The following is a 26,159-nucleotide window of genomic DNA, read 5'->3' as shown; positions in this document are numbered from 1 at the left end:
CCCCCGCCCCCGCCGCCGGGCGTGCGCTGAGCGCATCACCCGTGGCCGGAGGACATCCGCCGGCCGCGGGCTTGTCACGACTTCCGGGTTCGCGGGCTGAATCCGCGCGGTGCCCTTTGCACACATTTTCTTGCACGAGCGGTTGCACTCGCGGGTGCGCGCGCTGTCGGATTGCGAAGAACAAATCCGGGGGTGATGGTTCATGCCGGAAACGAACAACGCAATGCGAGACGACGCGCCCGCGGCGGCCGGGGCTGCGCCCGAAAGCGTGCGCGGGACCGTGGATGCCCTCTACCGTTCCGACTCGCGCCGCATTTTTGCCACCCTGATCCGCCTTCTCGGCGACTTCGATCTGGCCGAAGAGGCGCTGCACGACGCTTTCCGCGCCGCCCTCGAGCACTGGCCGCGCGACGGCGTGCCCGCCAATCCACGCGCCTGGCTCATCTCGACCGGGCGCTTCAAGGCCATCGACGGCATCCGCCGGCGCGCCCGCATCGAGCTGGTGGAGGATTTCGACGCCGAACCCGATCCCGCGAGCGAGGACGCCTGGCGCGACGCGGAGAGCATCGGTGACGACCGCCTGCGCCTCATCTTCACCTGCTGTCACCCGGCGCTGGCGCCGGACGCGCAGGTGGCGCTGACGCTGCGCGAAGTCTGCGGCCTTACCACCGAGGAGATTGCGCGCGCCTTCCTCACCGCGGCGCCCACGCTCGCCCAGCGCATCGTCCGCGCCAAGGGCAAGATCCGCGATGCGCGCATCCCGTACGAAGTGCCGTCGCAGGCCGAGCTGCCGTCGCGCCTCGACAGCGTGCTGCGCGTGATCTACCTGGTGTTCAACGAGGGTTACTCGGCCTCCGCCGGGGACTCGCTCACGCGTGCCGATCTCTCGGCCGAGGCCATCCGTCTCGGCAGCCTGCTGGTCGAACTGCTGCCCGAGTCCGAAGCGATAGGTTTGCTGGCGCTGATGCTGCTGCAGGAGTCGCGGCGCGCGGCGCGCACCACGCCGGACGGTGACCTGATCCTCCTCCCCGACCAGGATCGCGCGTTGTGGAACCGCGCGCAGATCGCCGCGGGCGTGGCGCTCGTCGCGCGCGCGCTGGCCTCGCGCAGTGCCGGCAGCTACACGCTGCAGGCCGTGATCGCGGCGGTGCACGCCGAAGCGCCGAGCGCTGCCGCCACCGACTGGGGCCGGATCGTCGCGCTGTACGACGCCCTGGCGCAGGGCGATCCGTCACCCGTGGTCGCGCTCAACCGCGCTGTCGCGGTGGCGATGCGCGATGGCCCCGCCGCCGGCCTTGCCCTCATCGAGCCCATCCTCGCCGGCGGCGAACTCGCCGATTACCACCTCGCGCATGCCGCGCACGCCGACCTGTGCCGGCGCGTGGGGCGCACCGACGCGGCGCGCGCGTCCTACACGCGGGCGCTGGCGCTCGCACGCCAGGCGCCGGAACGGCGCTTTCTCGAGCGCCGGCTGGGCGAGCTGGATCAGTAAAAAAAACGCCTGCCCCGTTGTCGATTTCGCTCCCCTGCGAACGACTACAAGGCGTCCACATCCCGTGCACCGCGTCGTGGAGGAAGCCATGAAATATGCGTGTCTGATCTACTACGACGAAAAGGCGGTGCACGGCATGGCGCCGGGCGGCTGGGACGCGCTCGTGGGGGAAAGCCTCGCCTACGCGGACGACATTCGCGCGAGCGGGCACTTTCTCGGCGGTGAGGCGCTCCAGCCGGTCGACGTCGCCACCACCCTGCGGGTGCGCAGTGGCAAGGTGGTGCTCACCGACGGCCCCTTCGCCGAGACCAAGGAGCAGCTCGCCGGTTTTTACCTGATCGAGGCGCGCGACCTCAACGAGGCCATCCAGGTCGTGTCCCGGATGCCCCTCGCGCGCTACGGCAGCATCGAGGTGCGACCGGTGCGTGAGCTGCGGCCGGACAAGTCCGCGTGAAAACCCGAGCGGCATCCCCATCCAGGAGAACAAGATGAAGACCGAAGCGCAAAAGGAACATCAGTGGCTGCAGCAGCTCGTCGGCGAATGGAGCTACGAAGGCGAGGCCAGCATGGGGCCCGACAAGCCCCTCGAACAGTTCAAGGGCACCGAGAGCGTGCGCACCATCGGCGGACTGTGGACCGTCGGCGAAGGGCTCGGCGCGATGCCCGACGGCAGCCCGGCGACGATGATCATGACCCTCGGCTACGACCCGCAGAAGCAGCGCTACGTCGGCACCTGGATCGGATCGATGATGACCCACCTGTGGCTTTACGACGGCGAGCTGGATGCCGCCGGGACGGTGCTGACGCTCAACTCCGAAGGCCCTGCCATGGCGGCCGAGGGCAAGATGGCGAAGTACAGGGACGTCATCGAGATCAAGAGCGCCGACCATCGCGTGCTCAGCTCTCACATCCAGGGCGAAGACGGCACCTGGCGCCAGTTCATGACCGCCCATTATCGGCGCAAGCCTTAGCGGCGCATACGCGCCCCCAACGCCTACCCCCTGACCGGAAGGAGAAAATCTCATGTCGCAGGTAAAACCCGTTCCCGAGGGAATGTACACGGTGACCCCGCACCTCGTCTGCGCCGGCGCCGCCGAGGCCATCGAGTTCTACACGAAGGCTTTCAATGCAGTGGAAATGGGGCGCGTGCCCGGCCCCCAAGGCAAGCTCATGCACGCGCTGATCCGCATCGGCGATTCGGCCGTGATGCTGGTGGACGAATTCCCGGAGTGGGGCAGTTTCGGTCCGAAATCGCTCAAGGGCTCGCCGGTCACGATCCACCTCTATGTCGACAATGCCGACGCGTTCGTCGAGCGCGCCGTCGCCGCCGGGGCCAAGATCACGATGCCGGTCGAGGAGACGTTCTGGGGTGACCGCTACGGCAAGCTCGAAGACCCCTTCGGTCACCACTGGTCCGTTGCGACGCACGTGCGCGACGTGAGTCCGGACGAGATACAGCAGGCGGCGCAGAAAGCCTGCGGCTAGGTGCCGGTGGCCGAGGGTCGTCGCTTCCCGGCCGCCGTCGTTCCGCGACTTGTCAATGTCCCGCTCAATCCGGGGCGGAATAACGGTAGTGCAGCGTATTCAGGTAGCGCGCGACCTCGGCGATGTCCTCATTGTTCCACCCCAGCCCTGCCACGCCCTGCCAGTAGCGCACCTGCAACCCGAGGCTTGCCCAGTCGGTGACGACGTGCTTGTTCCGCCAATGCACCTCAATGTTGTGACAGCTCTCGCAATGCGTTGCGTACAACAACTCGCCACGGCTCGCATCGCGCACGGCCTGTTCGCCCGCGTCGGCGGGATTGCCGAAAAAGATGAACGGCACAACGAGCATCGACTTATGGAGCATATCCACCTCCTGCCAGGCACAGCTCTCCGGTTCATTCACTATAGAACGACGATTGCGACGCGCAGTGCCCATATCGGGTGGCGTGGCTGGAAGGGCTACCGCCGTCAGCCGTTGGTCCGCGTGAGCCGGGCCGGTGCACCGGTGCTCACGGCCCGTTGGCGAAGAACGTGGCCCGCGTGAGGAAGGTGTAGTCGCCCTCGATCGCCATCAGCGCCACCAGCACCAGCACGCACAGCGGCGGCAGCAGGATCGCGTAGATCAGCGCCAGCCGCTCCCAGCGCAGGTGCATGAAGATGGCGACGATCAGGGTGGCTTTCATCGCCATGAAGACAAGGATCAGGAGCCAGCGCAGCAGGCCCTGGAAATGGAAGTAATCGACCAGATAGGAGAAGGTGCTGAGCACGAAGAGCAGCGCCCACACCTTGAGGTAGAGGCTGATCGGATGTTGCTGTGCGGATGCGTGGTCCATGGCGTGCGCTCCTACCACAGATAGAACAGGGCGAAGATGAACACCCACACCAGGTCGACGAAGTGCCAGTACAGGCCGGCGATCTCGACGATCTGGTAGTTGCCGCCTTGCTCGTAGCGCCCGGCGAGCACGCGCGCCGCGACGGTCAGCAGATAGATCACCCCGGCGCTGACGTGCAGGCCGTGGAAGCCGGTGATCATGAAGAAGGTCGAGCCGAACTGCGCCGCACCCATCGGATTGCCCCAGGGGCGCACGCCCTCGTGAATGAGCTTGGTCCACTCGAAGGCCTGCATGCCGACGAAGCATGCGCCGAACAGCGCGGTGACGATCATCAGCGCGGCGCTGCGCACGCGGTCGCGGCGATAGGCGTAGTTCACCGCCATCGCCATGGTGCCGCTGCTGGTGATCAGGATGAAGGTCATGATCGCGATGAGGATCAGCGGGATGCTCTGGCCGCCGATCGTCAGCGCGAACACTTCGCTCGGATTCGGCCACGGCGCCGTCGTCGTGATGCGCACGGCCATGTAGCCGGTGAGGAAGCAGCTGAACACGAAGGTGTCGGAGAGCAGGAAGATCCACATCATCGCCTTGCCCCACGGCACCTGGAACGCCTGGCGGTCGCCGGACCAGTCGGCCACGACGCTGCGCCAGCCGCCCGCGGCGGCGTTCGGATCGGTGTGTGCGATAGCGCTCATCGTGTCACCTCGCTGGGTTTCGTCACCGTCTCAGCGCACGCCGCACCACTCGGCGAGCGTCGCAATCGTCCCGGGCGGACTCGTCAGCAGCGCGAACAGCACCAGCCACACGACGAGCAGGAAATGCCAATAGCGCGCGCACAGCGCCACGCCCGGATCGGGGGAATCCGGCGTCGCGCGCCACGCCCGAATCGTGACGCGCCCCCATGCGATGAGCCCCCCGGCCAGATGCAGCCCGTGCAGCCCGGTCAGCAGATAGAAAAAGCTCGCCGCCGGATGGCTGGCGACGAAGTGGCCGCGCGCGACGAACTGCTGCCATACCCATCCCTGGCCGGCGAGGAAGGCCAGCGCGAACAGGCCGGCGCCCGCCAGCGCGAGGCGTGTCGCCGCCGTCCGGCCGCGTCGCGACGCGCTGCTCGCGGCCTGCAGCGCGACGCTACTCAGCGCGAGCAGCGCGGTGTTCACCCACAGCGGCGCGGTGTTCGCGAGTGCTGCGTCCGGCACCCCGGCGAGCGCCTGCCAGTCCGGCAGCTGCGCGCGCACCAGCAGCGCGAGCACGAACAGCCCGAACAGCACCGCGATCACCGCCAGCAGCACGCGCAGGCCGATCGTCGCCGCCGGTACCACCGCGCCGGTGCGCAGGGGCGGGGCCGGCTCGGGCAGCCACGGGCGGGTGCCGAGTGCATTCAAGAGGTTCATGCGTGTCCCTCCCAGGCCGCCGGGTCGGCGTCCGGCGCTTCGCTTGGCGACACGCTCTGGGGCACGTTCTGCGGGATGAAGTCGCGCTCGGCGCCCGGCACGCTGTAATCGTAGGCCCAGCGATGCACCACCGGCAGCTCGGCCCCCCAGTTGCCGTGCTTCGGCGGCGTGTCGGGCGTCTGCCATTCCAGCGTGGTCGCGCCCCACGGGTTGGCGCCGGCGGGCTTGCCGCGGAACGCGCTCCACGCGAGGTTGAACAGGAACACCAGCTGGCACACCCCGACGATCAGCGCCGCGACGGTGATGAAGGCGTTGAGCGTCTGCGCGGATGCCGGAATGAATTCGTAGCCCTCGTACGCGTAGTAGCGCCGCGGCATGCCGAGGAAGCCCAGGTAGTGCATCGGGAAGTAGATCGCGTAGGTGCCGAGGAAGGTGACCCAGAAATGCACCTTGCCGAGCGTCTCGTCGAGCATGCGTCCGGTGACTTTCGGATACCAGTGGTAGATGCCGCCGAAGATCGCCAGGATCGGCGACACCCCCATCACCATGTGGAAGTGGGCGACGACGAAATAGGTGTCCGACAGCGGGATGTCGACGCTGACATTGCCGAGGAACAGGCCCGTGAGCCCGCCGATGACGAAAGTGCTGATGAAGGCGATCGCGAACAGCATCGGCACCGTCAGGTGGATGTCGCCACGCCACAGCGTCAGGATCCAGTTGTACACCTTGATCGCGGTCGGCACCGCGATGATCAGCGTCGTCGTCGCGAAGAAGTAGCCGAAGTACGGATTCATGCCGCTCACGTACATGTGGTGCGCCCACACGACGAAGGACAGGCCGCCGATCGCGACGATCGCCCACACCATCATGCGGTAGCCGAAGATGTTCTTGCGCGCGTGCGTGCTGATCAGGTCCGAGATGATGCCGAAGGCCGGCAGCGCGACGATGTACACCTCGGGGTGGCCGAAGAACCAGAACAGATGCTGGAACAGCACCGGACTGCCGCCGCTGTGTTCCAGCGTCTGCCCCATCGACACGATCGCGGGCATGAAGAAGCTGGTGCCGAGCAGCTTGTCGAAGAGCATCATCACGCCGCTCACGAACAGCGCCGGGAAAGCCAGCAGCGCGAGGATCGATGCGACGAAGATGCCCCACACCGTAAGCGGCATGCGCAGCAGCGTCATGCCGCGGGCGCGCGCCTGCAGCACCGTGGTGACGTAGTTCAGCCCCCCCATCGTCGCCGCGACGATGAAGATCACCAGCGAGGTCAGCATCAGCACGATGCCCCATTCGGTGCCGGGCGTGCCGGGCAGGATCGCCTGCGGCGGATACAGCGTCCAGCCGGCGCCGGTGGGGCCGCCGGGCACGAAGAAACCCGCCATCAGCACCACCACCGCGAGCAGATAGACCCAGTACGACAGCATGTTCAGGTACGGGAACACCATGTCGCGGGCGCCCACCATCAGCGGGATCAGGTAATTGCCGAAGCCGCCGAGGAACAGCGCGGTGAGCAGGTAGATCACCATGATCATCCCGTGCATCGTCACGTACTGGTAGTAGCTCGCCGGGTCGATGAACGAGACCGCGCCGGGAAAGCCGAGCTGCAGGCGCATCAGGTTCGACAGCACCAGCGCCACCAGGCCCACCGCGATCGCGGTCAGGCTGTACTGGATCGCGATCACCTTGTGGTCCTGGCTCCAGACGTATTTCGTCCAGAAACTGTGCGGTTCGGCGTGCGAGCCGGCGTGCGAGCCGGTGTGCGAGTCGGTGTGAGAATCGGCGGTGTCGGCGTGGGTCATGGCGGCGTCCTCATCGGCGCAGCGACAGCGCCGCCGCGGTGGTCGCCGGGAGCGTCTGCGCGAAGCTCGGCTGCGTCGCCAGCCAGCCGTGGAACGCGGCCTCGTCCTCGACGATCACGTAGCCGCGCATGTTGTAATGCCCGATGCCGCACAGCTCGGCGCACAGGATCTCGAAGCGGCCCGTGCGGGTCGGCGTGAGCCAGAAGCGCGACACCGTTCCCGGCACGAGATCCATCTTCGCGCGGAACTGCGGCACGTAGAAGTTGTGCAGCACGTCGCGCGAACGCAGCAGCAGCGTCACCGGTTTGCCCAGCGGCAGATGCAGCTCCGGGCTGTCGACGAGCACGTCGTCGCGGCCGTAGGGGTCGTCGGGGTCGAGACCGAAGGGGCGCTCCCCGCTCATGAATCGGGTGTCGCTCACCCCCAGCCGCCCGTCCGCGCCGGGGAAGCGGAAGCGCCATTGCCACTGCTGTCCCAGCACCTCGACGATCAGCGCATCCTTCGGCGCGTTGATCATGTCGGAATATACATACAGGCCCGGCGCCAGCATCGCGACGATGCCGACGGTCGTCACGGCGGTCAGCCCGCTTTCGAGTTTCGGGCTCTCGGGTTCGTACGCGGCCCGCTGCCCCGGCCGGTGCCGGTAACGGATGATCGCCCACGCGATGAACAGATTGACCGCGACGAACACCGCGCCCGTGATCACTAGCGTGACCTGGATCGTGTCGTCGAGCAGATCCCAGTTCGACGCGATCGGCGTGAACCACCACGGACTGACGAAGTGGAACAGCACCGATGCGACAACGATCAGGATCAATGCGATTGCCAGTGCCATATAGCCTCATCCCGGCGCAGTGACATGCCGGTTCAAGCCCTCGGGTGGCCGTGGCCGGAGCCGGACGGGGGCTCGTCAGGGATGGCGCCGCCTCCCGCGTCGGTGGTCGGCCGCAGGAATCTCCATGCCTGAAACCTAGTTCCAAGAACCGGCCCTTGCAAGGCCGCCGGTCGCGACGGCGCGACGCCGGCAACTTTGCCAGCCCTTCGCTGCGGCCTTACGGAAACGCCGGGATCGTCGGTTCCGTGCCTTCGATGTCGGCCTCCGGGTGGTGCTGCCGGATCATGTCCTCGAAGTCCTCGATCTGGGCCTTCGGCACATCGACCATCATCAGCAGCATGCCCTGCTCCATGGCGTCCTCGAAGCGTTCCAGATGGGAGTTCGGCAGGCTCACGCCGATCATCGCCGAGACCCAGGCCCCGAAACCCGCGCCGCCGAGCGCACCGAACAGCACCGCACCCCCGGCCGCCACCACCCCCGCCGGCGGAAAAACCACCGCGAGAAGTCCGGCCAGGACCCCGACCGTGCCGCCGATGGCCAAGCCGCGCTCGACGGCCGGAACCAGGTCGGTCCTCTGCGCGATGCCGGCTTCGGGCAGTTCCTCGAGGGCCGTCCCGGCGCGCGCGAGCACGTGAATGTGCTCATAGGGGATATGTACGAGCAAGAGCTCATCGACGATCTTGCGCACGGTGTCGACGTCGGGAAGCAGGAAGTACAGTCTCTTCAGGCCTTTCATGACAATCTCCTTGCTGGGGCGGCTGCGTACCTTGTCGCGCCGTGGTCCGCGTCTGCGCGCAATTCCCTGGCGCCGGGCGTTCATGCGCACGGCTAGTCGTTGCCGAACACGGCATCCTGCGGGCGTGGAGAAACGCCCTGTCGTCCGCCATCGCCGGATCAGCGACGACGAATCGTTGCAGCGGACGGGACGCCGTGCCGCATATCGCAACCATGAGACCGCGAACCGCTCGCCAAGGTTTCGCGCCCCACGCGCGCGACGCCGTATCGAGTGTGTGGCGCACAATAGGGCTGCGCGCGCGCAGTGCGCGAAAGGGGAACCCGCCATTACATTCGCAAACGCCTTGATGCTGCTGTCCGCCACGGCGCTCGCGCTCGCCGGCCTGCGTGTGGCCGCGCATCACGCCATCCGCGTGAGCCTCGCGGCACCGCGCATCCGCGAGACCGAAACGCCCGCCGCCCTCGGGCTCGCCTTCGAGGCGGTGCGCATTCCCACCGCCAACGCCAAGCAACTGCACGGCTGGCTGATTCCGGCCGACACCGCCGGCCCTGCGCCGGTCGTCCTCGTGCTGCACGGCTGGGGCGGCAATGCGCAGATGATGCTGCCGCTGGCTCGCCCGCTGCATCGCGCCGGCTTTGCCGCGTTGTTCATCGACGCCCGCTGCCACGGCCTGTCCGACGCCGACAGCTTCGCCTCGCTGCCGCGCTTTGCCGAGGACGCCAGCCACGCCTGCGACTGGCTCGCGGCGCGCGCCGACATCGACCCCCGGCGCATCGCCCTGCTCGGCCATTCGGTCGGCGCCGGCGCCGTGCTCCTCGCCGCCGCCCGGCGCGGCGACGCGGTCGCGGTGGTCAGCATCTCCGCCTTCGCCCATCCGGCCGACATGATGCGCCGCTGGCTCGCCGGCAAGCGCATCCCCGCCGTGCCCGCGCGCTACCTGCTGGGCCACATCCAGCGCGTCATCGGCCACCCCTTCGACGATATCGCCCCGCTGCGCAGCATCACGCGCCTGCGCTGCCCCGTGCTGCTGGTGCACGGCGCACAGGACACGATCGTTCCCCCGACCGATGCCCGGCGCCTGCACGCCGCCGGCAACGCGGGCGCCGTCGAACTGCTGATGCTGTCCGGCGACCACGAATCCTTCGCCGAAACCGAGCGCGAGCTCGCGGCGGTGGTGGACTTCCTGCGGCGCGCTGCCGCCGGCGCGGTCATCGACGCAATCCAGCCGGAATCGCGGGTCGTGACCTAGTTCCAATCGCAGCCGTTGGTGCGAAGGTACGATGCACTTCGATCATGTCCATCGGGCATGCTTCTTTGTGAGTGCATCGAGCGGAAGTTGCGTTCCGGAAATCATGTTGCTCCGCGCAATCAAGTCGGGCGACAATTTTGTCCCACCCTGCCGCCGACGAGCTCCTGATTTCTTCCTTGCCTACCAATATATTGATCGTCGATGACGAGCCTGCAATCGCCGATACGCTGGCTTACGCATTGCGTACTGAAGGCTTCGAGCCCAGATGTCTCGGGCTCGGTCGGGATGCCTTGAATGCACTTCGAGACGGTGAATTCGCGCTTGTCATTCTCGATATTGGCCTGCCCGACATCAATGGGTTTGACGTTTGCCGCGAGCTGCGCCGCATCTCCGATATCCCAGTCATCTTCCTGACGGCGCGATCCGATGAAGTCGATCGCATTGTCGGACTCGAGTTGGGCGCCGACGACTACGTTCCCAAGCCGTTCAGTCCGCGAGAGGTCGTCTCGCGTGTGCGTGCCATCCTGCGACGTTCTCGTCCGGTTGTTCATTCCGCATCCGCCGTGCGTTCGATGTTCTCGGTGGATCGGGACGGTGCGCGGATTGCATATTTCGGAGTCTGGTTACCCCTGACGCGCTACGAGCTCGGAATGCTCGCGATTCTGCTTGAGAAGCCGGGAAGGGTGTTCAGTCGGGCTCGCCTGATGGAAATGGTCTGGAACGACGCGGCGGAAACCCTGGATCGTACGGTCGATGCGCACGTTAAAACCCTGCGCGCCAAATTGCGGGCGGTTCGCCCCGACATGGATCCGATCGAGACGCATCGCGGGCTGGGTTACAGCATTCGCATCGAGGCTCCGTGAATATCGCAATACGGCTGTTTCTCGGCTATTTCCTGATCGTCGGGCTCGCGGCCTGGTTTCTCGTAAGTATTTTTGCGCGAGAAGTCGAGCCTGGCGTGCGTCAAGCGACAGAGGAGACGCTCGTCGATACCGCCAATCTCCTCGCGGAATTGGCGGCCGAGGAACTCCACAGTGGAAACATCGGCAACGGCAAATTTTCGGAATCCGTCAATCGCGCGCTAAAGCGATCGCCGCAAGCGCTGATTTCCGGCGTCAGCAAGAATTCGGTGGATGCCCGTGTGTATGTCACCGACCGGAAGGGGATCGTGGCTTTTGACTCGACGGGCGAGGCGGTGGGGGCCGACTACAGTCAGTGGCGCGACGTCGCGAGAGTCCTCCGTGGGGAGTACGGCGCCCGCAGTACGCGTGATGACAAGGCTGATCAGCGGAGTTCGGTGATGTATGTCGCCGCACCGGTCATTCGGCAGGAACTGTTGATCGGCGTTCTGACGGTTTCGAAACCCGTGGCGGCGTTGATGCCTTACGCAGAGCGTGCCCGTGACCGGGTGATGAAAGCAGGTTTCCTGCTGTTGGCGATCTCCGCCGTGATCGGGCTGATGTTTACCTTCTGGCTGACCTGGTCCCTGAATCGCTTGCGCGATTACGCGCTGGCAATCGCGGAAGGAAAGAAAGTCGAGCCACCGGTGACGGGCGGTCGCCAACTCTCGGTGCTGGCGAAATCGCTCGCGTTGATGCGCGAAAAGCTCGATGGCAAGCATTACGTCGAAAGCTACGTTCAGACGCTTGCACATGAATTGAAGAGCCCGCTGACCGCCGTGCGTGGATCGGCGGAGTTATTGCAGGAGGCCCCGTCGGCCGACGATCGGCAACGCTTTGCCGGTCACATCACCGAACAGGCCGAGCGCATGCAGCTGATTATCGAGCGCTTGCTCGCCTTGGCACGTGTGGAGCAGTTGCAGACTCCTGACGACCGTCGTGTCATTGTTCTCACGGCACTGATCGAGGAGACCGTGCGCACTCGCGGTGACATTCTGTCGTCACGGCAGCTGGTCGTTCGGATCGCTGGCGACAGCTCGGCGACCATTCACGGCGATCCCTTCCTGTTGCAGCAGGCCGTGGGGAATCTTCTGGACAACGCGATCGAATTTTCGCCGGTGGGTGGCGAAATCGATATCGTCATCGCTCCGACCGCCAATGGTCATGCGGTGACCGTTCGAGATTACGGCCCGGGTGCGCCGGACTATGCATTGCCGCATTTGTTCGAGCGCTTCTACTCGCTGCCGCGACCGGCCACCGGACGCAAGAGCACAGGACTCGGTCTGCCGTTCGTGCGAGAAGTGGCAAGACTGCATGGTGGTGACGCAGACTTCTCCAATCACCCGGAAGGTGGTGCCGTCGGTCGCATCATTCTCCCCGCTTAGGACTTCACGCTCGCTTCATCGTTACTGCGCAGGGCCTGCCTAGCATCACTCCATCGTTAAATGAAGGAGTGAGTCATGCAAAGGAAACTGTTAGCGAAGCTGCTGGCGATTGCTGCCCTGTCATTGCTGTTGTTGATCCCCTTGTCGATGATCGAGACGCAGATCAGCGCGCGGAGTGCCAGGCAGGACGACGTCACACGAAATATCGCCGAGTCCTCGGCCGGTCAGCAAACCCTGGCTGGGCCGGTCGTTCTCGTTCGCTATCGCGAGCGTGTCGAGCGGCGCATCAAGGACGAGACCACGGGCCGGGAGCTTGTACGCCAGGAAATCGTCGAGCGGACTCAGATCTTTCCGCCCCAGAACCTTGATATCGGGGGTGACGTCCGGGTCGAATCCTTGAAGCGGGGCCTCTATCGCGTCCGTCTTTATCATCTTGCAGCTCAGGTGTCCGGGACGGCCGTTATTCCGCCGAAGTTGGGGCTGGAGGGCACGATCGACATCGTTGATGCCCAGGCCGTATTGGTGATGGGCGTCACCGACCCCCGCGGCGTGGAGACCGACCCCGAGGTGCGTGTTGACGGAAAAAGCTTGCGCTTTGCGACCGGAACCGCCGGTGCAGTGGCCGGGCAGGGCCTCCATGTGGTGCTTGGCGAATTCGATCCGGCCAGCGGATCGAAATACGCATTCTCATTCCCGCTGAACCTGACCGGCTTGGAACGTCTGGCCATTGCGCCGGCCGGTAACTCGACACGCGTCACGCTCAAATCCGACTGGCCTCATCCCAGTTTCCAGGGGCGCTTTCTGCCCCAGACGCGCACCGTGACCAAGGACGGCTTTGAAGCGCAGTGGCAGGTATCGCATCTGGCTCGCAACTTTGACCGGATACTGAAGGCCGGGCACGAGCAGGGAGGCGGAGAAACCTTCGGGATCAGCCTGATCGACCCGGTCAACATCTACCTCAAGTCCGAGCGGGCCGTGAAATACGGCATCCTGTTCGTGATCCTGACCTTTGCGGCGTTCTTCCTGACGGAGATCCTGCGGCAGTTGCCGATTCATCCGATGCAGTATCTCCTGGTCGGATTGGCCTTGGCGATGTTCTTCCTGCTCCTGATTGCGTTGTCCGAACACGTGGATTTCCTGGTGGCCTATGCCATCTCGTCTGCCGCCTGCGTCGTACTGATCGGCGCCTATCTCGCCGGTGCGCTGGGCAGTCGCGTGCGCGGTCATGCGTTCGGCGCCGGCATCGCCGCGCTGTACGGCGTGCTCTATGGCGTGTTGCTGTCGGAGGACAATGCCCTTCTGATGGGCACCTTGCTCCTGTTCCTGGCGCTCGGTACGACGATGCTGAGCACGCGCCGTCTGAATTGGTATCGGATCGGTGGGCAAGCCGGCGAAGAGGTGCAGTGACATGCGACTTCACATCGGCTGGCGAGCGCTGCACTGGGGGGTTGCCATCTTGACCTTGCTTCTCGCCTGGCAAGGAAGAAAACCTTATCTGATTGCGGTACGGGATATCGAACTGCCCTTGGCGATCGGTCTTTGCGGAATCACGTTCGCCAGCGCAATCTGGTTGACCACGCGGAGGCGGTTCGGACGCACTGAGGGCATCCTCCTGACGCAGTTCCAGCCGACCCGGTCGTCTCGCGCCTTGTCAGAATGTAGCCATAAATGCTACTTTCGAAGCAAAAGGAGCTACACATGCTGATGGACATCCTCTTCGGCGCCTACCGCAAACGGGTACTCAGCCTGCTGCTGCTCAACCCCGATGCCGACTACCACGTGCGTGAGCTTGCCCGGCTTACGGGCACCTCGGCGGGCACCCTGCACAAGGAGCTCACCCGCCTGGCCGCTGCGGGACTGCTGCTGCGCAAGGAGCAAGGCAACCAAGTGCGTTACCAGGCCAATCGCGAATGCCCGGTGTTTGCCGAACTGGCCGGCCTGTTCCGCAAGACGACCGGGCTTGCCGGCGTGATTGCGGAAACCATCGCGCCGCTGCGGCCACAGTTGGCACTGATCTTCGGCTCCATCGCGCGGGGCGACGAAACCGCCCGCAGCGACGTCGACCTGCTGATGATCGGTGATATCGGTTTCGCCGATGCCGTTCGCGTCCTCCACCCCTTGCAGGAGCGCCTGCAGCGCGAGATCAATCCGGTGATCTACCGCCCGGATGAGTTCGTGAAAAGACTCCAGGCGGGTGACCGTTTCGCCGGTGAGATCCTCGCCAAACCCAAACTCTTCATAACAGGAACTGCCGATGACCTTGGAAAACTTGTTGGCGATACACCGGCTGCAGCGCTTTGAGCCTGACGCGGCCGGCATCCAGCGCCTGCTTGCCGCCGCCGAACGCAACCTCGCCGACGCCTCGATCCCGGCGCTAAGTGCCGAAAACCGCTTCGATGCCGCCTACAAGGCCATCATGCAATGCGCCATGCTCGGGCTTTGGGCCAACGGCTACCGCACCAGTACCAGCCAGCCCGGTCACCACCAGACCGCCATTCAAGTATTGCCCAAGACTCTGGGATTGCCCGCGGACGCGGTGATCGTCCTCGATGCCCTGCGCAAACGGCGCAACCTGAATGACTACGAAGGCGATGCGGTTTCGGATGCCGTGGTGGCCGAATGCCTGCAGCAGGCTGGCTCGCTCCTTACGCATACTCGCAAGTGGCTGCAGGCCCACCGCCCGACCCTCCTCGCCTGATCGCACACGAAGCAAGCGCATCCCCGACGCTATCCGGCCCGGAACCGCGGCGCGTGACCTAGTTCCAACCGCAGCCGTTCGTGCAAAGGTACGATGCACTTCGATCAATTCGAAGAGCCGTGCTTGCCCCGGTCCCCAGGCGTTATCCCGAAACAGATGCTTCCCCGTGTGGTTTCCCCCCGTCGTTGGCTGGAGCTGACGTTTGCAGTCCTCATGCCCTTTGCCGCCCTGGCGCTGCAGAGCCAGATATGGGGCTCCGCGCAATACCTGCCATTCGTACTGTTTTACCCCGCGCTTGTCCTGAGCAGCTGGGTTGGCGGGCGTGTCGGGGGCGGCATCGCCATGCTCCTCTCGATCGGACTCGTGGTCTGGTTCTTCATGGCGCCGACGCGCTCGTTCTTCATAAACGACCCGAGCGATGTCGCGAGACTGATCATCTTCATCGCCATCGGGCTTGTGATCATCTATGCCCACGACCGTTTCCAGCTCAGGACCGAGCAGTACCGTAACGTCACCGAAAACATCGACGACGTCGTCTGGGTGCTCGATGCCGAAACCCTGCGCCTGCTCTACGTGAGTCCGTCGGTGCTCAAGCAGCACGGCTACACGCCCGCGGAAATCATGGCCCTGCCGATCGAAGTGGCGCTGACCCCGACGCTCGCCGAGCGGCTTCGCAGTATTCCGGCAGCGGAGCCGGAATTCGCCAATGTCGTCACCGAGGAAGCCGTAAAAGCGCGCAAGGACGGTTCGACCGTCTGGACCGAGGTCGTCATGAGCCGGGTGACCAACCCGCGAACCGGCAAGGTGGAGGTCCACGGCGTCAGCCGCGACATCTCGGCGCGCAAGCACGCCGAGGCGCGACTGAAAGCCAGCGAGCAGCGGATGCGCACGATGCTCGACAACATCCCCACCGCGATCGCATGTTCCACCCTCGGGCGCGATGCCGAGCTGATCTTCCTCAACCGGCAGTTCGTCAGAATCTTCGGCTACACGCTGGAGGAGATTCCCGACGTCGCCGCATGGGCGCAGCGCGCCTACCCCGACGAGCGGCACCGCAGCAGCGTGATGGCGCCCTGGGAGATGACGGTCGGGATGGCCTCGGGCGATCGCGCGAGCGTTGAATCGATGGAGTCGCGCGTGGTGTGCAAGGACGGCACCGTGCTCGACGTGCTGGTCAGTGCCGACGTGCTCGAAGACATGCTGCTGGTGTCCTTCATCGACATCACCGAGCGCAAGCAAGCCGAACAGCGCCTGCGCCACATGGCACAGCACGACGCGCTCACCGATCTGCCCAATCGCGTCCTGTTCGACGAGCACGTGGGTGTCGCCCTGGCCGTCGCGCGCCGGGATCAAACGCGATTCGGCCTGATGTTCATCGACCTCGACAAGTTCAAGGAGGTCAATGACAGCATGGGCCACCGCATCGGCGACCTGCTGCTGCGGGAAGTCGGCCAGCGCCTGCGCCACGCCGTGCGCGAGTCGGACATCCCCGCGCGCATCGGCGGGGATGAGTTCGTCGTCCTGTTGCGCAACGTCCATCACGCCGATCACGCCCTGCTGGTGGGGGAAAAGATCCGCGCAATACTCAGCGCCCCCTTCACCATCGAGAGCCACACGTTCTCGATCTCGGCCAGCATCGGCATCGCGCTCTATCCGGATCACGGCGCCGACGCCATCGAACTCGCACGCAGCGCGGATGCCGCGATGTATCGAGCGAAGGAAGGCGGACGCGATACGGTGGTCCTGCTGACATAGGCTGCGTCATTCCTGGCGTCCATCAAAGGGACAGCTCCAACTAGCTTCATGGCGGTCGCTCGGGCCACGCGCGGTAGGCAATGGTGATATCGATTCCTATACTGGGGATTCGCCCGTGCTGCCGTCGCACTTGCTACGCCAGTCGTGGGCGGTTAGCTCACGATATGGAGAACGAGATGGCTAAATATCTCTTCGAAGCACGTTACACCGCTGAAGGGGCCAAGGGCCTTGTCCGCGAAGGCGGTTCCGGGCGTCGTGCCGCGGTCGCAGCGATGGCGGAAGGATTGGGCGGGAAGTTGGAGAGCTTCTACTTCGCGTTCGGCGATATCGACGCCTACGTCATTGTCGATGTCCCGGACAGCATCACCGCCGCTGCCGTTGCGCTCGCGGTCAATCAGAGTGGTGGAGCCAGCGTGAAGACTGTTGTGCTGATGACACCCGAAGACGTGGACAAGGCAAGCAAGAAGGCCGTTGATTATCGGCCGCCGGGTCGCTGAAGCATTGATTCGGCGTGGCAGGAACGTGGCACGCGGGCCGCGCCGGATCTTTCCTGCCGGCTCGCGTTGAAAGGCGTCACCCAATTACGTGACGTGTAAATGTCAAACGGCGGCCCATGCCCCGCCGTCCCCCGCATTCATCTCCCCGCCATTACCCCTTCACCTCGTGCAGCGAAGGCACGGTGCTCTACCCTATGTGGGCAGGCGAACAGACCTGCCCCAGCCTTACTCGCAAACTTCTTCGCACGTCGCACTTGCGGCGCGATGATTCAAGTGAAGGAGTTTTTTTATGAAAAAATTCTTAATCGCCATGCTGTCCATATTCGCACTGGCACTGGCACTGCCGCTGCAAGCCGCTCCCGAGACCGAGAAGAGTCTGTATGAACGGCTCGGTGGCGTCTTCGCCATCGCCGCGGTTGTTGACCATTTTAGCGACGCGGTGGTGCAGAACCCGATCGTGGGAAAGACGTCTCAGAACCCAGCGCTCAGGGAATGGCACACGAAGAACCTGAGCAGGTTGCCGGGCCTCAAGTTCGAGCGAACCCTGTGGCTCTGCGAGGTCTCGGGCGGGCCGTTCAAATTCTCGCCAACAAAGCCGGGTAAAACTCATTTGGGCCTCGAGAAGGCGCATAGCGACCTCAAGATCTCGCCAGAAGAATTCGACGAAGTGGCGGCCGAGTTGGGGCGCAGCCTTGACCAAAGTGCCCGCGCGTGAAAAGGGAGAAGTCCTCGCCGCTTTCGCAGCGCATAAGAAAGAGGTAACGGCTGGCTACAAGACCAAGTGATGCTGTCGAGAAATCGATGAAGCTGCCGTTCGGGATGAATTGTCGGCGCGCCCAGCGCGCGTGAGCCGATCTGTGGCCCAGCGTACAGACCCATTCCATCACGGTGAATATGATCGCGGTCGTAGTGACAGACAACCGTTCAATGGAGTTCGCGATGGCGAAATGCGACGCATGCGGCAACGATTACGACAAGTCTTTTCAGGTGGTGGCGCAGGGAAAGACCCATACGTTCGACAGCTTTGAATGTGCGATTCATGCCCTCGCACCGACATGCGCGCAGTGTGGCGTGCGCATCGTTGGGCACGGCCTGGAGAAGGGCGACCGGATGTTCTGCTGCGATCACTGCGCTGAAAGCGCTGGTGTGACCGAACTACGCGACCGCGCCTGATCATCACGCAAGTGAGGCGCTTTCATCCAAGGACTTGATTCCAGGAGAATGAACATGCACCAGTTAAGAGACCTCATGAGTCGCGACGTCAAAGTCATCAATCCCGACATGACCATCAGGGAGGCCGCGGCAACGATGCGCGATGAGGGCTTCGGCATGATGCCGGTTGGGGAGAACGATCGCATGATTGGAACGATCTCGGATCGGGACATCGCGATACGCGCTGTCGCCGAGGGAAAGGACTCCAGCACCAAGGTTCGCGATGTGATGTCCGACGGTGTCGCGTGGGCCTTCGAGGACGAGTCAGTCGACCAGGCCGTCAAGATCATGAGCGAGCGCCAAGTCAGGCGTCTGCCGATCGTTGACCGGGAAAAGCGATTGGTGGGCATCGTGTCGCTGGGCGACTTTGCTGTCCAGCGTACCGAAATCCAGCCCGCGGCCGAAGCGCTTGCCGAAATTTCCAAGCCATAACGCGACCAAGCCAAAACTCGACGCATCCGGGCTCGGTCAGCGGGGCATGCGCCCCCTGTCGCAATAGTACGTGATGCGTTCGATGTATTCCCGCGTGCTCTTCGGCATGGGCGTGCGGGCGCGCACGATATAGAAGATCAACAAGCGGCCGGCCTGGATCAGTTCGATGCCGTTTGCGTGGTCGTGCAGGCGCCGGCCGGAAGGGCGCCCTCTGCTGCCGCGTCCGTTGCCGTGCGCGAAACCGGCGAGGCGCTCGCCGGCGGTGACGAACTTCGTCCACACGTCGAAGATGTCCTGATCGGTCCGCAGCGTCTCGCACTTGACGCGTGCCGCCGCCGCAAAATCCGTCACCGCGGGGCCGATGCCTTCAAAAAAGGGAATGCGGCCGAAATTCTCGCTCATGCTCGCCGCGATCCTGTCGATATCGCGCATGCATTGGCCGATCTTGATATAGCGGCCCTCGTAAAATTCTTCCACCGACAGCGAGTAGGCCCGGAAGGGCTCGCCCCACAGTTCGTCGATGCCTTCCTCGCCGCTGCGATGCAGAACCAGGCGTCCGAGTTCCAGCGCCTCCATCAGGCAGCGGCCGCATTCCTGCACCAGCGGGTAGTCGGAAAGAATTTCCAAGCCGTCGGCTTGCAGTTCCACCAGGTGGCGGAAGATATCCATTGCCCGATTGAACAATGCGCCCGCCAGCATGCCACCCTTTACACGGCGACTGGCCGGGTCGGTTTCGGCCTCGTAGGCCGCGCGCGCGTCAGTGAGACGCGCTCCGGGGACGTTCAGGCCGTGTTCCGTGTGGTTGAAAAGACGCCGGGTCAGCGCTTCGATCAGGTTCTTCTTGCCCTGCAAGGAGTCTGCCGGCAGCGGGTAGGTCTTGACCCAGTAGCCGCAGTAGAAAGCGCGCTCCTGCCTGGCGATGATTCGCCGGGTACCCTCCGGCGGGGGAGCTTCCTCGCCCGGCGACTGTGCCAATCGAATAACCGGTCCGTGGGTGTCCATCATCAAACAGCATGTGTTTCATTTGCCCATGCGGTCCACGCCTGCGCATGCCGCCTGGGCTCGTTTGCGCTCGACCCTGATAGATTCGCGGACAAGCCGCGCCTCAGAGGATCACCGAGATTTCCTCGCGGCGCTCCAGATCCCGCTCCAGCTGCAGACCATCGATGTCGAGCGCGTCATGGGCGGCGAGCAGGCCGACCGGCTTCCCGCCATCGTCCACCACCGGCATGTGGCGGAATCCGCCTTCGTACATCAGATGCAAGGCGTGGCCGAACGGCTTGTTTTTGTGGATGGTCTGCACCCGCGTCGTCATGATGCTTTCGACCGACGTGGTGGCCGGGTCGAGACCCATAGCGACCACCCCGAACACGATGTCCCGCTCCGTCAGGATGCCAAGCAGCTTTCCTTTTGCAACCACAAGCACTGCGGAGGATTTCGACTCCTTCATCGTGAGCGCGGAATTGTGGATCGTGCCGCTGGGTGAAACCGTGGGGAATGGGCGCTGACCAATGACGTCGCGAATGGGGCGGTGTGGCATGGCATGTCTCCTCTCGATCGAAGGACGAAGGGGTCTTCCTGCCAGCCGTTCTGGAAAATGAACCAGTAGGCATGGCCGGCTCAGGCGGAAAGACGTCCCGAACGAGCGATGACCGCAAGGTGTTGTTCCGTGGGCATCCGACATCCCACATCGCGGCAATCGACGCTCGTCGAAAATCACGCAAGTTCCGGACCTTTGCTGTGAAGTTGAAAAAGTGCAATTAAAACAATCTCATGTGTTGTTTCAGCGTTTTCCAGGAACTGTTGTCTGCACTGGTTTGGGGAAAACGCAGATGCAGTGCGAGCCAAATAAGTGCGCTCGGCCGGGTACATGGATTGAGGTTGTTGACGCATCCACAAAACAGCCGACGACTTGCCGCCATGACCGGCTAAAGGCCTTCGCTGGCGCCGCCGGTGGTGCACGCTGACCTACCGGGGCCAGTGACATAATTCCGTTCGTATTGCTTCATGCGAATGTAATATGGTCGCTGATCATGTCGAAGGAGCGTGTCGCCGGGGTGAACGCATCCGTCTGGCGGCGTGCCGAGGATGCGCACCCGAATGGCCCGACGTCGTTACCGAAAAAAAGAGGGTCTCCTCGATCTCGCTTTCCGCTCGGACTGGAAGTTTTCCGCGCTGCTTGCCGGCGCCTGTCTGTTCGGCTCAAACGCCCGCCGCCGGAGTCGAGCCAGCGCCTGCTGGATTTCGCCACCGCAGGCGACTGGACGACACCGACCTGCGGTGACCGCATGACCGCACGGGATAGCAAGCGCGGACCGTTCTGCGGCTGCGAAAAGTACCCGAAATGCCGCGGCACGCTGCCGATGCGCGCGTCGGCGAGTCAATAGAGCGACCGAACAGATGCAAAAGATCAGATCGATGCTTCCGGCTGGCCCCGCCTGCCTGTCCGTGCTTGCCGTGATCCTCGCGTTCGCGAGTGGTCTAGCACCATCCCTCGTAAAGGACAGGATTAGGTCCTGTATTCGTACTCCTACCGCAATAGCCGTGTCGTAATGCAAGACCTGACCCTCTGCTCCCTCAAACTGCACGCGGATGAAGAGCTTCTTGAAAAGGCGTACAGCTATTATTGATATCTTTTGGTCCCGGTTCTAAACCTTTACAGCGATTCGGTACACTATTTTTAATAATAACCAGAGCGAACGTGACAATTATGACGGCAGTTGAAAGAAAATTGATTGCTATTTCTGACGGCTCTGAGGCCCCTGTGAGGAAGCCAAGTGAAATAATTTCGGAGCGCAGATCGAAAGAGCTCATCATCGCCTTCGCTGGACCAATCGGGTCGGGCATAAATTCAGTAAAGACGTCACTCGAAACAATACTCTCGAACGCTGGGTACGATGTAAAAAATATCAAAATTAGCGATTATATTCGAGACTGCATTTCTGGCGGTTTGTTAAGAAAAGCAGAAATCCACACCGCTGGGGCAGAGAGATATATTCAACTGCAGGATGCTGGAAACGAGCTTAGAAAAATTCAATCTGACTTTCTCGCGGAGCATGCTATCAGGAGAATCGCGGAGATCCGAACAGAACGAATCGGGTCAACTGTTGCAGACACTATAGATGCTGTCCCGGATCGAACTGCGTACATTATTGACCAATTAAAGCATCACGAAGAAGTTGCCCTGCTTAGGGCTGTTTACGGAAATCTATTCTATCTTTTTGGGGTCTTTAGCACTTCCCCGCGCCGAGAAGGGCGCCTCAAAGCTGAAGGCATAGAGCCGAACAGAATTTCTGAATTGATTGAGCGCGACAGAAGGCAGAAGGATCGGTTTGGACAGCAACTCGATAAGGCACTTCAGCTTGCTGACTTCTTTGTCCGAAATGATCACTCGAACGTCGAAGCGTTAGAAAAACAGCTCAAACGATTTGCTGACCTAATTCATGGTGCGAACGGAATAACGCCGACAAGGGAGGAGTACGGAATGTATGCCGCCTATGCCTCTGGTCTGAGATCTGCGTGCCTGTCGCGGCAGGTGGGAGCCTCAATCATGAATCTTGACGGGGCGATTATCTCCACTGGGCGAAACGACGTCCCGAAACCAGGTGGTGGTCTATATGGCCCGGAGTGTGAGAGCAATGATGCCCGATGCGTAAAGCAAGAAGAAGCCATCTGCCACAATGATCGCCGAAAATTGATGCTTGCAAAGGAAGTGAAAGACGTTATCCGCAAAGGACTTTCTAAGCATTTCAAACAGATAAAGGAAGAGCGAAATGAAAAATTTGCTGTTCTAGATGAGTTGGATATTCCACTCATTTCCGAAAAACTGGCATCAGATGCTTATGAAGAAACCCGCCTTGGGGGGTTGATCGAGTTTTCTCGGTCAATTCATGCGGAAATGGACGCAATCGTCTCCCTCGCGCTTAAAGGGGGTGGCGGCACGAAAGATGCCGTACTTTTCACTTACACTTTTCCGTGTCACAACTGCGCAAGACATATTGTGGCTGCTGGGATAAAGACGGTTTATTTCCTTGAGCCTTATGAGAAGAGCCTCGCACTTGAACTGCACTCGGACGCGATTTCAATCGACGGGGTGGGGGAAGCGTTAGAAGACGATGCCGAATCTCGACGTGTAAGGTTTCTTCACTTCCAAGGTGTCGCCCCTCGACAGTATTTGAACATGTTCTCCCCCGCGGGCGAACGAAAGGAGTCTTCGACTGGTAAAGCAGTGAAGATAAACTTTCGTGACGCAGACAAGAAGGTGCCTGAGTATTTGGACGATTACCGCCAATACGAGAAGAAGGTTGTAGAGCATTTGGTGAAGGTCATCTCGGACCTTAAGGATAAGGGCTTGTCGAGCCCAACGTAGTCGTCTAAACTCATGCCAAGTGGAGACGAGGATGCCGAACATGACAAAGGACGACGAGAAGCAGTTGTCGTTGGACTTCAGCGCTGTGCGGATGGAGCCTCAGAGTGATGTGTCTCTGTTCTTGTCTAACGCAAATGTGATAAATTTCTCTGATCACGTTCGCGTGCGTGCGCGCGAAACTTCACTTCTGGATACGTCTCCAGCAACCCAGCGATTGCTGCAGGAGGCCAAACGTATCCCTTGGTGAGCGACCCTCGCATGGCTAACTCGCAGGGATTGCGGTTAGCCTCCGTAATGGTTCCTTGGCGATTCGTTTGAAAAGGGAAGCTGCCCGAATTGGGCAGCTTTTTTGGTTTGTGCGCCCAGCATGGGCGCACTTGCGGTACAAGTCCCGCCGTAAGTTGATCACAGCAAACGAAGTGAAGCACACAAAGGACAGGGTCACACAAAGGACAGGGTCAGGTCTTGCATTCACGCTTTCGCCGCGGTCAGTCTTATCGCAATGCAAGACGTCCCCCGCTCCATAAGAGCCCAGGACCCGACGGTAACGTTGAATCACGTTCGCAAAACGCTGTACCGCCTGAACAGCGCAATCGGAAGCGGTCGGGTCAGCCTCCACGTGATCGACAGCGGTCGGTCGCCCTCCCAGCGTTCCAGCGTCACCGGCCCCAGCGCGCGATAGGCCTGTCCGCGCGCTTCCCGGACAAATAGCTGAAATTGCCAGCCGTTGTCTGGCGATTCGCAGTAGCGGCGGCCGGCCGGGGTGTCCGAGCTGGCTGAGTTCTGCGATTGCCAGTGAAACAGCTCGGGGCTGATTGCGTAGTCGTGATAGGCGATGCGTTCGGTGAAGCCGTCGCGCTTGTCGAGGGTCACGAACAGCAACTCGGTTTTGTGTTCGGGGAGCGCGAGCACGCCAGCTTGGAAGGGTGAGCGGCGTTCCGGAGTGAGCCAGCCAACCGCGGTCAGGATTTCGCGGATCTGGTAGGCGGCGTGCAGGTTCAGTGGCCACGCATCGGGGGCGCCGGGTAGGGGGCAGGTCTCGAGGTCGGCGCGCTCGTCGAGGCAGCTGACGAGCTGAGCCAGTTCCCGGTGTCAGCGGTAATCCAATAATCCCCACCTGCGGTAATCGAATTTTCCCCACCCATCGATCAGTAGGAGCAAGCGATGGAAAGGGAAACAGCGGCATCCGATCTGGACGTTGCCCAAGGCCCGCGGGCCTTGGGCAATGTCGGGGTTACCGTGTGCGGGTTGAAACCGGACACGGAGGGCGACGTGATCGGACGCGAACAATGGAAGGTGATTCATGAGCGGCGGGCGGCCGGCACGAGCATCTCGGCCCTGGCCCGCGAGTTCGATCTGGATCGGAAGACGGTGCGCGCCTGTCTGCGGCAAGCGGCGTGGGCGCCCTATCGACGGGAGAAGGAGGTGGCCAGCGTGCTCGATGCCCATCGCGCCTGGCTCGTCGAGCGCGCACCCCAGGTCAATTACTCGGCACGCATCCTCTACCAGGAGTTGTGCGGACAGCGGGGATTCACCGGCAGCTACGAGACCGTCAAGCTCGCGGTACGCCCGTTGCGGGTCGAGGCCTGCCTGGCGGGGCTGACGCAGCGCCGCTTCGAAACCGGGCCCGGCGAGCAGGCGCAGGTCGACTGGGGGCAGATCACCGTCCGCTTCGGTGACCAGCGCACCAAGGTGCACGTCTTCGTCATGACCCTCGGCTACAGCCGGCGCGGCTATGCCGAGGGCTTCCTGCACGAGCGCATGGTCGACCTGCTGGCCGCCCACGAACGGGCCTTCGCCCATTTCGGCGGGCGCTGCGAGTTCCTGCTCTACGACCGCATGCGCACCGTCGTGCTGGGTACGGTCACCGGTGCGGACGGCGAACGGCGCCCGCAGTTGAACACCACGTTTGCCGCCTTTGCCGATCACTGGGGCTTCACCCCGCGGCTGTGTCAGCCGTATCGGGCGCAGACCAAGGGCAAGGTCGAATCCGGCGTGAAGTACGTCAAGCGCAACTTCGTGCCGGGCCGGGCCTTCGCGGACCTCGATGACTTCAATCAGCAACTGGTGCGGTGGCAGGCGGAAATCGCCGACTTGCGCATCCACGGTACGACGCACCAGCGACCGATCGAGCGCTTTGCCGACGAAGGGTCGGCACTCGTGCCCACCGCGGGGCAGGCGAGTTTCCTGCAGGCGATTGTGCGCTCGCGCGTCGTGGCCGACGACTGGCTGGTGTCGATCGACGGCAACCGCTACTCGGTGCCGTTCGGCCTGATCGGCCAGACGGTCGAGGTCGTGCGCGCCGGCGGCAACTGGCTGATCCGCCACCGCGGGCGCCTGGTCGCCGAACACCCGGTGCTGGCCGGCCGCGCCCAGCTCTCGGTCTGCCCGGAACACGGCCCCGGTGCGGCGATGCGCAATGCGCGCCAACGCCACGCGGGCCCCGCATCCACCCGTGGTGGCGATGGCCTGCGGCCAGTGCCCGACGACCTCGCCGTCGAGGTACGCGACCTCGCGATCTACGACCGCTTGTTCCAGACCGCTGCAGTGCACGACAGACCGGAGGTGGCATGATGGCCAAGACGACGAACCCGTCCGCGGCCGGCGCCGCGCTGCCCACGCCGGCGCAGCTCGAGCGCCTTGGCGAGCATTTGCACAAGCTGCGGCTGCAGAAGAGCGCCGAGCGCCTGGAGGCGCTGCTGCAGCAGGCCGCCGCCGAGGATCTGCCTTACGCCGACTTCCTCGAACAGGTGCTCGGCGAGGAGGTCGCGGCGAAGACCGCGAAGAACGTGTCGATGCGCACGGCCATGGCGCGCTTCCCCTTCGTCAAGCCGCTGGAGACCTTCGACTTCGCCTACCAGCCGTCGATCGACAAGCGCCAGGTGCTGACCTTGGCGGGCTGCCACTACATCGAGCACGGCGACAACGTGATCGTCCTCGGGCCACCCGGCGTCGGCAAGACCCAGGTATCTATAGCGATACGGGGTTGATGCCGAGGGGCAAGTCGATAAGGGTTCAGATTTGCAAGGCGCCTTGACGAAGTGATCGCGGATCAGCCCTGTATCTTCTTGGCAGTGGGCTGATGCCGA

Annotated in this window: 29 protein-coding genes and 1 pseudogene; 20 read left to right on the top strand and 10 right to left on the bottom strand. The window is 63.1% G+C overall.

Translation table 11 applies throughout. The features are described from left to right. Positions 1 to 202 precede the first annotated feature (202 nt). From GPA25_RS21415 to GPA25_RS21400, 4 genes are all read left to right on the top strand, one after another. Positions 203 to 1,492: an RNA polymerase sigma factor gene (locus GPA25_RS21415; protein WP_246266021.1), complete on the top strand. Its 1,290-nt coding sequence runs from the start codon at positions 203 to 205 to the stop codon at positions 1,490 to 1,492. An 88-nt stretch (positions 1,493 to 1,580) separates the two neighbouring features. Then, a complete protein-coding gene (locus GPA25_RS21410; protein WP_169262434.1) occupies positions 1,581 to 1,946 on the top strand; it encodes a YciI family protein in 366 nt (121 codons plus the stop codon). A gap of 34 nt (positions 1,947 to 1,980) precedes the next feature. After that, the gene (locus GPA25_RS21405) at positions 1,981 to 2,463 is read left to right on the top strand and encodes a DUF1579 domain-containing protein (RefSeq protein WP_169262433.1); all 483 of its coding nucleotides are present in this window, start codon (positions 1,981 to 1,983) and stop codon (positions 2,461 to 2,463) included. Positions 2,464 to 2,515: 52 nt separating this feature from the next. Beyond that, positions 2,516 to 2,977: a VOC family protein gene (locus tag GPA25_RS21400; RefSeq protein ID WP_169262432.1), complete on the top strand. Its 462-nt coding sequence runs from the start codon at positions 2,516 to 2,518 to the stop codon at positions 2,975 to 2,977. 64 nt (positions 2,978 to 3,041) lie between these two features. Here GPA25_RS21400 and GPA25_RS21395 read toward each other — a convergent pair whose 3' ends face one another. The 7 genes from GPA25_RS21395 to GPA25_RS21365 form a co-directional block, all read right to left on the bottom strand. After that, on the bottom strand, positions 3,042 to 3,341 hold the full coding sequence (locus GPA25_RS21395) for a hypothetical protein (protein WP_169262431.1): 300 nt from the start codon (positions 3,339 to 3,341) through the stop codon (positions 3,042 to 3,044). Positions 3,342 to 3,486: 145 nt separating this feature from the next. After that, positions 3,487 to 3,810, bottom strand: coding sequence for a cytochrome C oxidase subunit IV family protein (locus GPA25_RS21390; RefSeq protein WP_169262430.1), 324 nt, complete (start codon positions 3,808 to 3,810; stop codon positions 3,487 to 3,489). Positions 3,811 to 3,821: 11 nt separating this feature from the next. Next, positions 3,822 to 4,505, bottom strand: a complete 684-nt coding sequence (locus GPA25_RS21385) for a heme-copper oxidase subunit III family protein (RefSeq protein WP_169262429.1) — start codon at positions 4,503 to 4,505, stop codon at positions 3,822 to 3,824. 30 nt (positions 4,506 to 4,535) lie between these two features. After that, complete coding sequence (locus GPA25_RS21380) at positions 4,536 to 5,204, bottom strand: cytochrome c oxidase subunit 3 (RefSeq protein ID WP_169262428.1); 669 nt, start codon at positions 5,202 to 5,204, stop codon at positions 4,536 to 4,538. Continuing rightward, on the bottom strand, positions 5,201 to 7,003 hold the full coding sequence (ctaD, locus tag GPA25_RS21375; protein WP_169262427.1) for a cytochrome c oxidase subunit I: 1,803 nt from the start codon (positions 7,001 to 7,003) through the stop codon (positions 5,201 to 5,203). Before ctaD ends, GPA25_RS21380 begins: the two co-directional genes overlap by 4 nt. Before the next feature lie 10 nt (positions 7,004 to 7,013). After that, complete coding sequence (locus GPA25_RS21370) at positions 7,014 to 7,838, bottom strand: cytochrome c oxidase subunit II (protein ID WP_169262426.1); 825 nt, start codon at positions 7,836 to 7,838, stop codon at positions 7,014 to 7,016. A 217-nt stretch (positions 7,839 to 8,055) separates the two neighbouring features. After that, positions 8,056 to 8,574 (bottom strand): DUF1269 domain-containing protein, encoded by a 519-nt coding sequence (locus GPA25_RS21365; protein ID WP_211163281.1) that lies wholly within the window; start codon positions 8,572 to 8,574, stop codon positions 8,056 to 8,058. A 346-nt stretch (positions 8,575 to 8,920) separates the two neighbouring features. Between GPA25_RS21365 and GPA25_RS21360 the strand changes: the two genes are divergently transcribed. The 11 genes from GPA25_RS21360 to GPA25_RS21310 all read left to right on the top strand — a co-directional run bounded on the left by GPA25_RS21360 (position 8,921) and on the right by GPA25_RS21310 (position 18,701). After that, entirely contained in the window at positions 8,921 to 9,823 is a 903-nt protein-coding gene (locus GPA25_RS21360; RefSeq protein WP_169262425.1) for an alpha/beta hydrolase, read from the top strand. Between the two features lie 137 nt (positions 9,824 to 9,960). Beyond that, positions 9,961 to 10,686, top strand: a complete 726-nt coding sequence (gene creB, locus GPA25_RS21355; protein ID WP_246266019.1) for a two-component system response regulator CreB — start codon at positions 9,961 to 9,963, stop codon at positions 10,684 to 10,686. Continuing rightward, on the top strand, positions 10,683 to 12,107 hold the full coding sequence (gene creC, locus GPA25_RS21350; protein WP_169262424.1) for a two-component system sensor histidine kinase CreC: 1,425 nt from the start codon (positions 10,683 to 10,685) through the stop codon (positions 12,105 to 12,107). Before creB ends, creC begins: the two co-directional genes overlap by 4 nt. A gap of 75 nt (positions 12,108 to 12,182) precedes the next feature. Next, entirely contained in the window at positions 12,183 to 13,514 is a 1,332-nt protein-coding gene (gene creD, locus GPA25_RS21345) for a cell envelope integrity protein CreD (protein ID WP_169262423.1), read from the top strand. Between the two features lie 291 nt (positions 13,515 to 13,805). Then, positions 13,806 to 14,408: a nucleotidyltransferase domain-containing protein gene (locus GPA25_RS21340; RefSeq protein WP_169262422.1), complete on the top strand. Its 603-nt coding sequence runs from the start codon at positions 13,806 to 13,808 to the stop codon at positions 14,406 to 14,408. After that, positions 14,362 to 14,805, top strand: a complete 444-nt coding sequence (locus GPA25_RS21335; RefSeq protein ID WP_169262421.1) for a DNA-binding protein — start codon at positions 14,362 to 14,364, stop codon at positions 14,803 to 14,805. Before GPA25_RS21340 ends, GPA25_RS21335 begins: the two co-directional genes overlap by 47 nt. A 213-nt stretch (positions 14,806 to 15,018) precedes the next feature. Continuing rightward, entirely contained in the window at positions 15,019 to 16,560 is a 1,542-nt protein-coding gene (locus GPA25_RS21330) for a diguanylate cyclase domain-containing protein (RefSeq protein ID WP_169262420.1), read from the top strand. Positions 16,561 to 16,736: 176 nt separating this feature from the next. Beyond that, positions 16,737 to 17,057, top strand: a complete 321-nt coding sequence (locus GPA25_RS21325) for a GYD domain-containing protein (RefSeq protein ID WP_169262419.1) — start codon at positions 16,737 to 16,739, stop codon at positions 17,055 to 17,057. A gap of 289 nt (positions 17,058 to 17,346) precedes the next feature. Continuing rightward, a complete protein-coding gene (locus GPA25_RS21320; RefSeq protein ID WP_211163280.1) occupies positions 17,347 to 17,772 on the top strand; it encodes a globin domain-containing protein in 426 nt (141 codons plus the stop codon). 179 nt (positions 17,773 to 17,951) lie between these two features. Next, positions 17,952 to 18,230: a hypothetical protein gene (locus tag GPA25_RS21315; RefSeq protein WP_211163279.1), complete on the top strand. Its 279-nt coding sequence runs from the start codon at positions 17,952 to 17,954 to the stop codon at positions 18,228 to 18,230. Between the two features lie 48 nt (positions 18,231 to 18,278). Continuing rightward, positions 18,279 to 18,701 (top strand): CBS domain-containing protein, encoded by a 423-nt coding sequence (locus GPA25_RS21310; RefSeq protein WP_211163278.1) that lies wholly within the window; start codon positions 18,279 to 18,281, stop codon positions 18,699 to 18,701. Positions 18,702 to 18,737: 36 nt separating this feature from the next. Here the strand turns inward: GPA25_RS21310 and GPA25_RS21305 are convergent, their stop codons facing one another. Both GPA25_RS21305 and GPA25_RS21300 read right to left on the bottom strand, forming a co-directional pair. Beyond that, the gene (locus tag GPA25_RS21305; protein ID WP_246266017.1) at positions 18,738 to 19,676 is read right to left on the bottom strand and encodes a hypothetical protein; all 939 of its coding nucleotides are present in this window, start codon (positions 19,674 to 19,676) and stop codon (positions 18,738 to 18,740) included. Positions 19,677 to 19,806: 130 nt separating this feature from the next. Beyond that, positions 19,807 to 20,241, bottom strand: coding sequence for a CBS domain-containing protein (locus GPA25_RS21300; protein ID WP_169262418.1), 435 nt, complete (start codon positions 20,239 to 20,241; stop codon positions 19,807 to 19,809). 493 nt (positions 20,242 to 20,734) lie between these two features. Between GPA25_RS21300 and GPA25_RS24250 the strand changes: the two genes are divergently transcribed. The 3 genes from GPA25_RS24250 to GPA25_RS21285 all read left to right on the top strand — a co-directional run bounded on the left by GPA25_RS24250 (position 20,735) and on the right by GPA25_RS21285 (position 23,317). Next, positions 20,735 to 21,088: a topoisomerase DNA-binding C4 zinc finger domain-containing protein gene (locus GPA25_RS24250; RefSeq protein ID WP_169262417.1), complete on the top strand. Its 354-nt coding sequence runs from the start codon at positions 20,735 to 20,737 to the stop codon at positions 21,086 to 21,088. A 323-nt stretch (positions 21,089 to 21,411) separates the two neighbouring features. Further along, entirely contained in the window at positions 21,412 to 23,070 is a 1,659-nt protein-coding gene (locus GPA25_RS21290; RefSeq protein ID WP_211163277.1) for an anti-phage dCTP deaminase, read from the top strand. A 40-nt stretch (positions 23,071 to 23,110) separates the two neighbouring features. Further along, positions 23,111 to 23,317: a hypothetical protein gene (locus GPA25_RS21285; RefSeq protein ID WP_169262415.1), complete on the top strand. Its 207-nt coding sequence runs from the start codon at positions 23,111 to 23,113 to the stop codon at positions 23,315 to 23,317. A gap of 308 nt (positions 23,318 to 23,625) precedes the next feature. On the opposite strand, the pseudogene GPA25_RS21280 reads toward GPA25_RS21285, so the two are convergent. Further along, a pseudogene (locus GPA25_RS21280) lies at positions 23,626 to 24,156 on the bottom strand (DUF3427 domain-containing protein); the annotation flags it as partial. A gap of 78 nt (positions 24,157 to 24,234) precedes the next feature. Here GPA25_RS21280 and istA point away from each other — a divergent pair. Together istA and GPA25_RS21270 are read left to right on the top strand one after the other, a co-directional pair. After that, positions 24,235 to 25,644, top strand: coding sequence for an IS21 family transposase (gene istA, locus GPA25_RS21275; RefSeq protein WP_169262414.1), 1,410 nt, complete (start codon positions 24,235 to 24,237; stop codon positions 25,642 to 25,644). Continuing rightward, positions 25,641 to 26,060, top strand: coding sequence for an ATP-binding protein (locus GPA25_RS21270; RefSeq protein WP_246266015.1), 420 nt, complete (start codon positions 25,641 to 25,643; stop codon positions 26,058 to 26,060). The genes istA and GPA25_RS21270 overlap by 4 nt, the downstream gene beginning before the upstream one ends. Positions 26,061 to 26,159 lie beyond the last annotated feature (99 nt).

Source organism: Aromatoleum diolicum (genome assembly GCF_012910955.1).
Taxonomy (GTDB): Bacteria; Pseudomonadota; Gammaproteobacteria; order Burkholderiales; family Rhodocyclaceae; genus Aromatoleum; species Aromatoleum diolicum.
This window is presented reverse-complemented; position numbering and strand designations above follow the sequence as displayed.

What these genes read in the sequence shown, in the direction of transcription:
- GPA25_RS21415 (WP_246266021.1), top strand. Translation starts at nt 203, where the DNA reads ATGCCGGAAACGAACAACGCAATGCGAGACGACGCGCCCGCGGCGGCC.
- GPA25_RS21410 (WP_169262434.1), top strand. Translation starts at nt 1,581, where the DNA reads ATGAAATATGCGTGTCTGATCTACTACGACGAAAAGGCGGTGCACGGC.
- GPA25_RS21405 (WP_169262433.1), top strand. Translation starts at nt 1,981, where the DNA reads ATGAAGACCGAAGCGCAAAAGGAACATCAGTGGCTGCAGCAGCTCGTC.
- GPA25_RS21400 (WP_169262432.1), top strand. Translation starts at nt 2,516, where the DNA reads ATGTCGCAGGTAAAACCCGTTCCCGAGGGAATGTACACGGTGACCCCG.
- GPA25_RS21395 (WP_169262431.1), bottom strand. Translation starts at nt 3,341, where the DNA reads ATGCTCCATAAGTCGATGCTCGTTGTGCCGTTCATCTTTTTCGGCAAT.
- GPA25_RS21390 (WP_169262430.1), bottom strand. Translation starts at nt 3,810, where the DNA reads ATGGACCACGCATCCGCACAGCAACATCCGATCAGCCTCTACCTCAAG.
- GPA25_RS21385 (WP_169262429.1), bottom strand. Translation starts at nt 4,505, where the DNA reads ATGAGCGCTATCGCACACACCGATCCGAACGCCGCCGCGGGCGGCTGG.
- GPA25_RS21380 (WP_169262428.1), bottom strand. Translation starts at nt 5,204, where the DNA reads ATGAACCTCTTGAATGCACTCGGCACCCGCCCGTGGCTGCCCGAGCCG.
- ctaD (WP_169262427.1), bottom strand. Translation starts at nt 7,003, where the DNA reads ATGACCCACGCCGACACCGCCGATTCTCACACCGACTCGCACACCGGC.
- GPA25_RS21370 (WP_169262426.1), bottom strand. Translation starts at nt 7,838, where the DNA reads ATGGCACTGGCAATCGCATTGATCCTGATCGTTGTCGCATCGGTGCTG.
- GPA25_RS21365 (WP_211163281.1), bottom strand. Translation starts at nt 8,574, where the DNA reads ATGAAAGGCCTGAAGAGACTGTACTTCCTGCTTCCCGACGTCGACACC.
- GPA25_RS21360 (WP_169262425.1), top strand. Translation starts at nt 8,921, where the DNA reads ATGCTGCTGTCCGCCACGGCGCTCGCGCTCGCCGGCCTGCGTGTGGCC.
- creD (WP_169262423.1), top strand. Translation starts at nt 12,183, where the DNA reads ATGCAAAGGAAACTGTTAGCGAAGCTGCTGGCGATTGCTGCCCTGTCA.
- GPA25_RS21340 (WP_169262422.1), top strand. Translation starts at nt 13,806, where the DNA reads ATGCTGATGGACATCCTCTTCGGCGCCTACCGCAAACGGGTACTCAGC.
- GPA25_RS21335 (WP_169262421.1), top strand. Translation starts at nt 14,362, where the DNA reads ATGACCTTGGAAAACTTGTTGGCGATACACCGGCTGCAGCGCTTTGAG.
- GPA25_RS21330 (WP_169262420.1), top strand. Translation starts at nt 15,019, where the DNA reads ATGCCCTTTGCCGCCCTGGCGCTGCAGAGCCAGATATGGGGCTCCGCG.
- GPA25_RS21325 (WP_169262419.1), top strand. Translation starts at nt 16,737, where the DNA reads ATGGCTAAATATCTCTTCGAAGCACGTTACACCGCTGAAGGGGCCAAG.
- GPA25_RS21320 (WP_211163280.1), top strand. Translation starts at nt 17,347, where the DNA reads ATGAAAAAATTCTTAATCGCCATGCTGTCCATATTCGCACTGGCACTG.
- GPA25_RS21315 (WP_211163279.1), top strand. Translation starts at nt 17,952, where the DNA reads ATGATCGCGGTCGTAGTGACAGACAACCGTTCAATGGAGTTCGCGATG.
- GPA25_RS21310 (WP_211163278.1), top strand. Translation starts at nt 18,279, where the DNA reads ATGAACATGCACCAGTTAAGAGACCTCATGAGTCGCGACGTCAAAGTC.
- GPA25_RS21300 (WP_169262418.1), bottom strand. Translation starts at nt 20,241, where the DNA reads ATGCCACACCGCCCCATTCGCGACGTCATTGGTCAGCGCCCATTCCCC.
- GPA25_RS24250 (WP_169262417.1), top strand. Translation starts at nt 20,735, where the DNA reads ATGTCGAAGGAGCGTGTCGCCGGGGTGAACGCATCCGTCTGGCGGCGT.
- GPA25_RS21290 (WP_211163277.1), top strand. Translation starts at nt 21,412, where the DNA reads ATGACGGCAGTTGAAAGAAAATTGATTGCTATTTCTGACGGCTCTGAG.
- GPA25_RS21285 (WP_169262415.1), top strand. Translation starts at nt 23,111, where the DNA reads ATGACAAAGGACGACGAGAAGCAGTTGTCGTTGGACTTCAGCGCTGTG.
- istA (WP_169262414.1), top strand. Translation starts at nt 24,235, where the DNA reads ATGGAAAGGGAAACAGCGGCATCCGATCTGGACGTTGCCCAAGGCCCG.
- GPA25_RS21270 (WP_246266015.1), top strand. Translation starts at nt 25,641, where the DNA reads ATGATGGCCAAGACGACGAACCCGTCCGCGGCCGGCGCCGCGCTGCCC.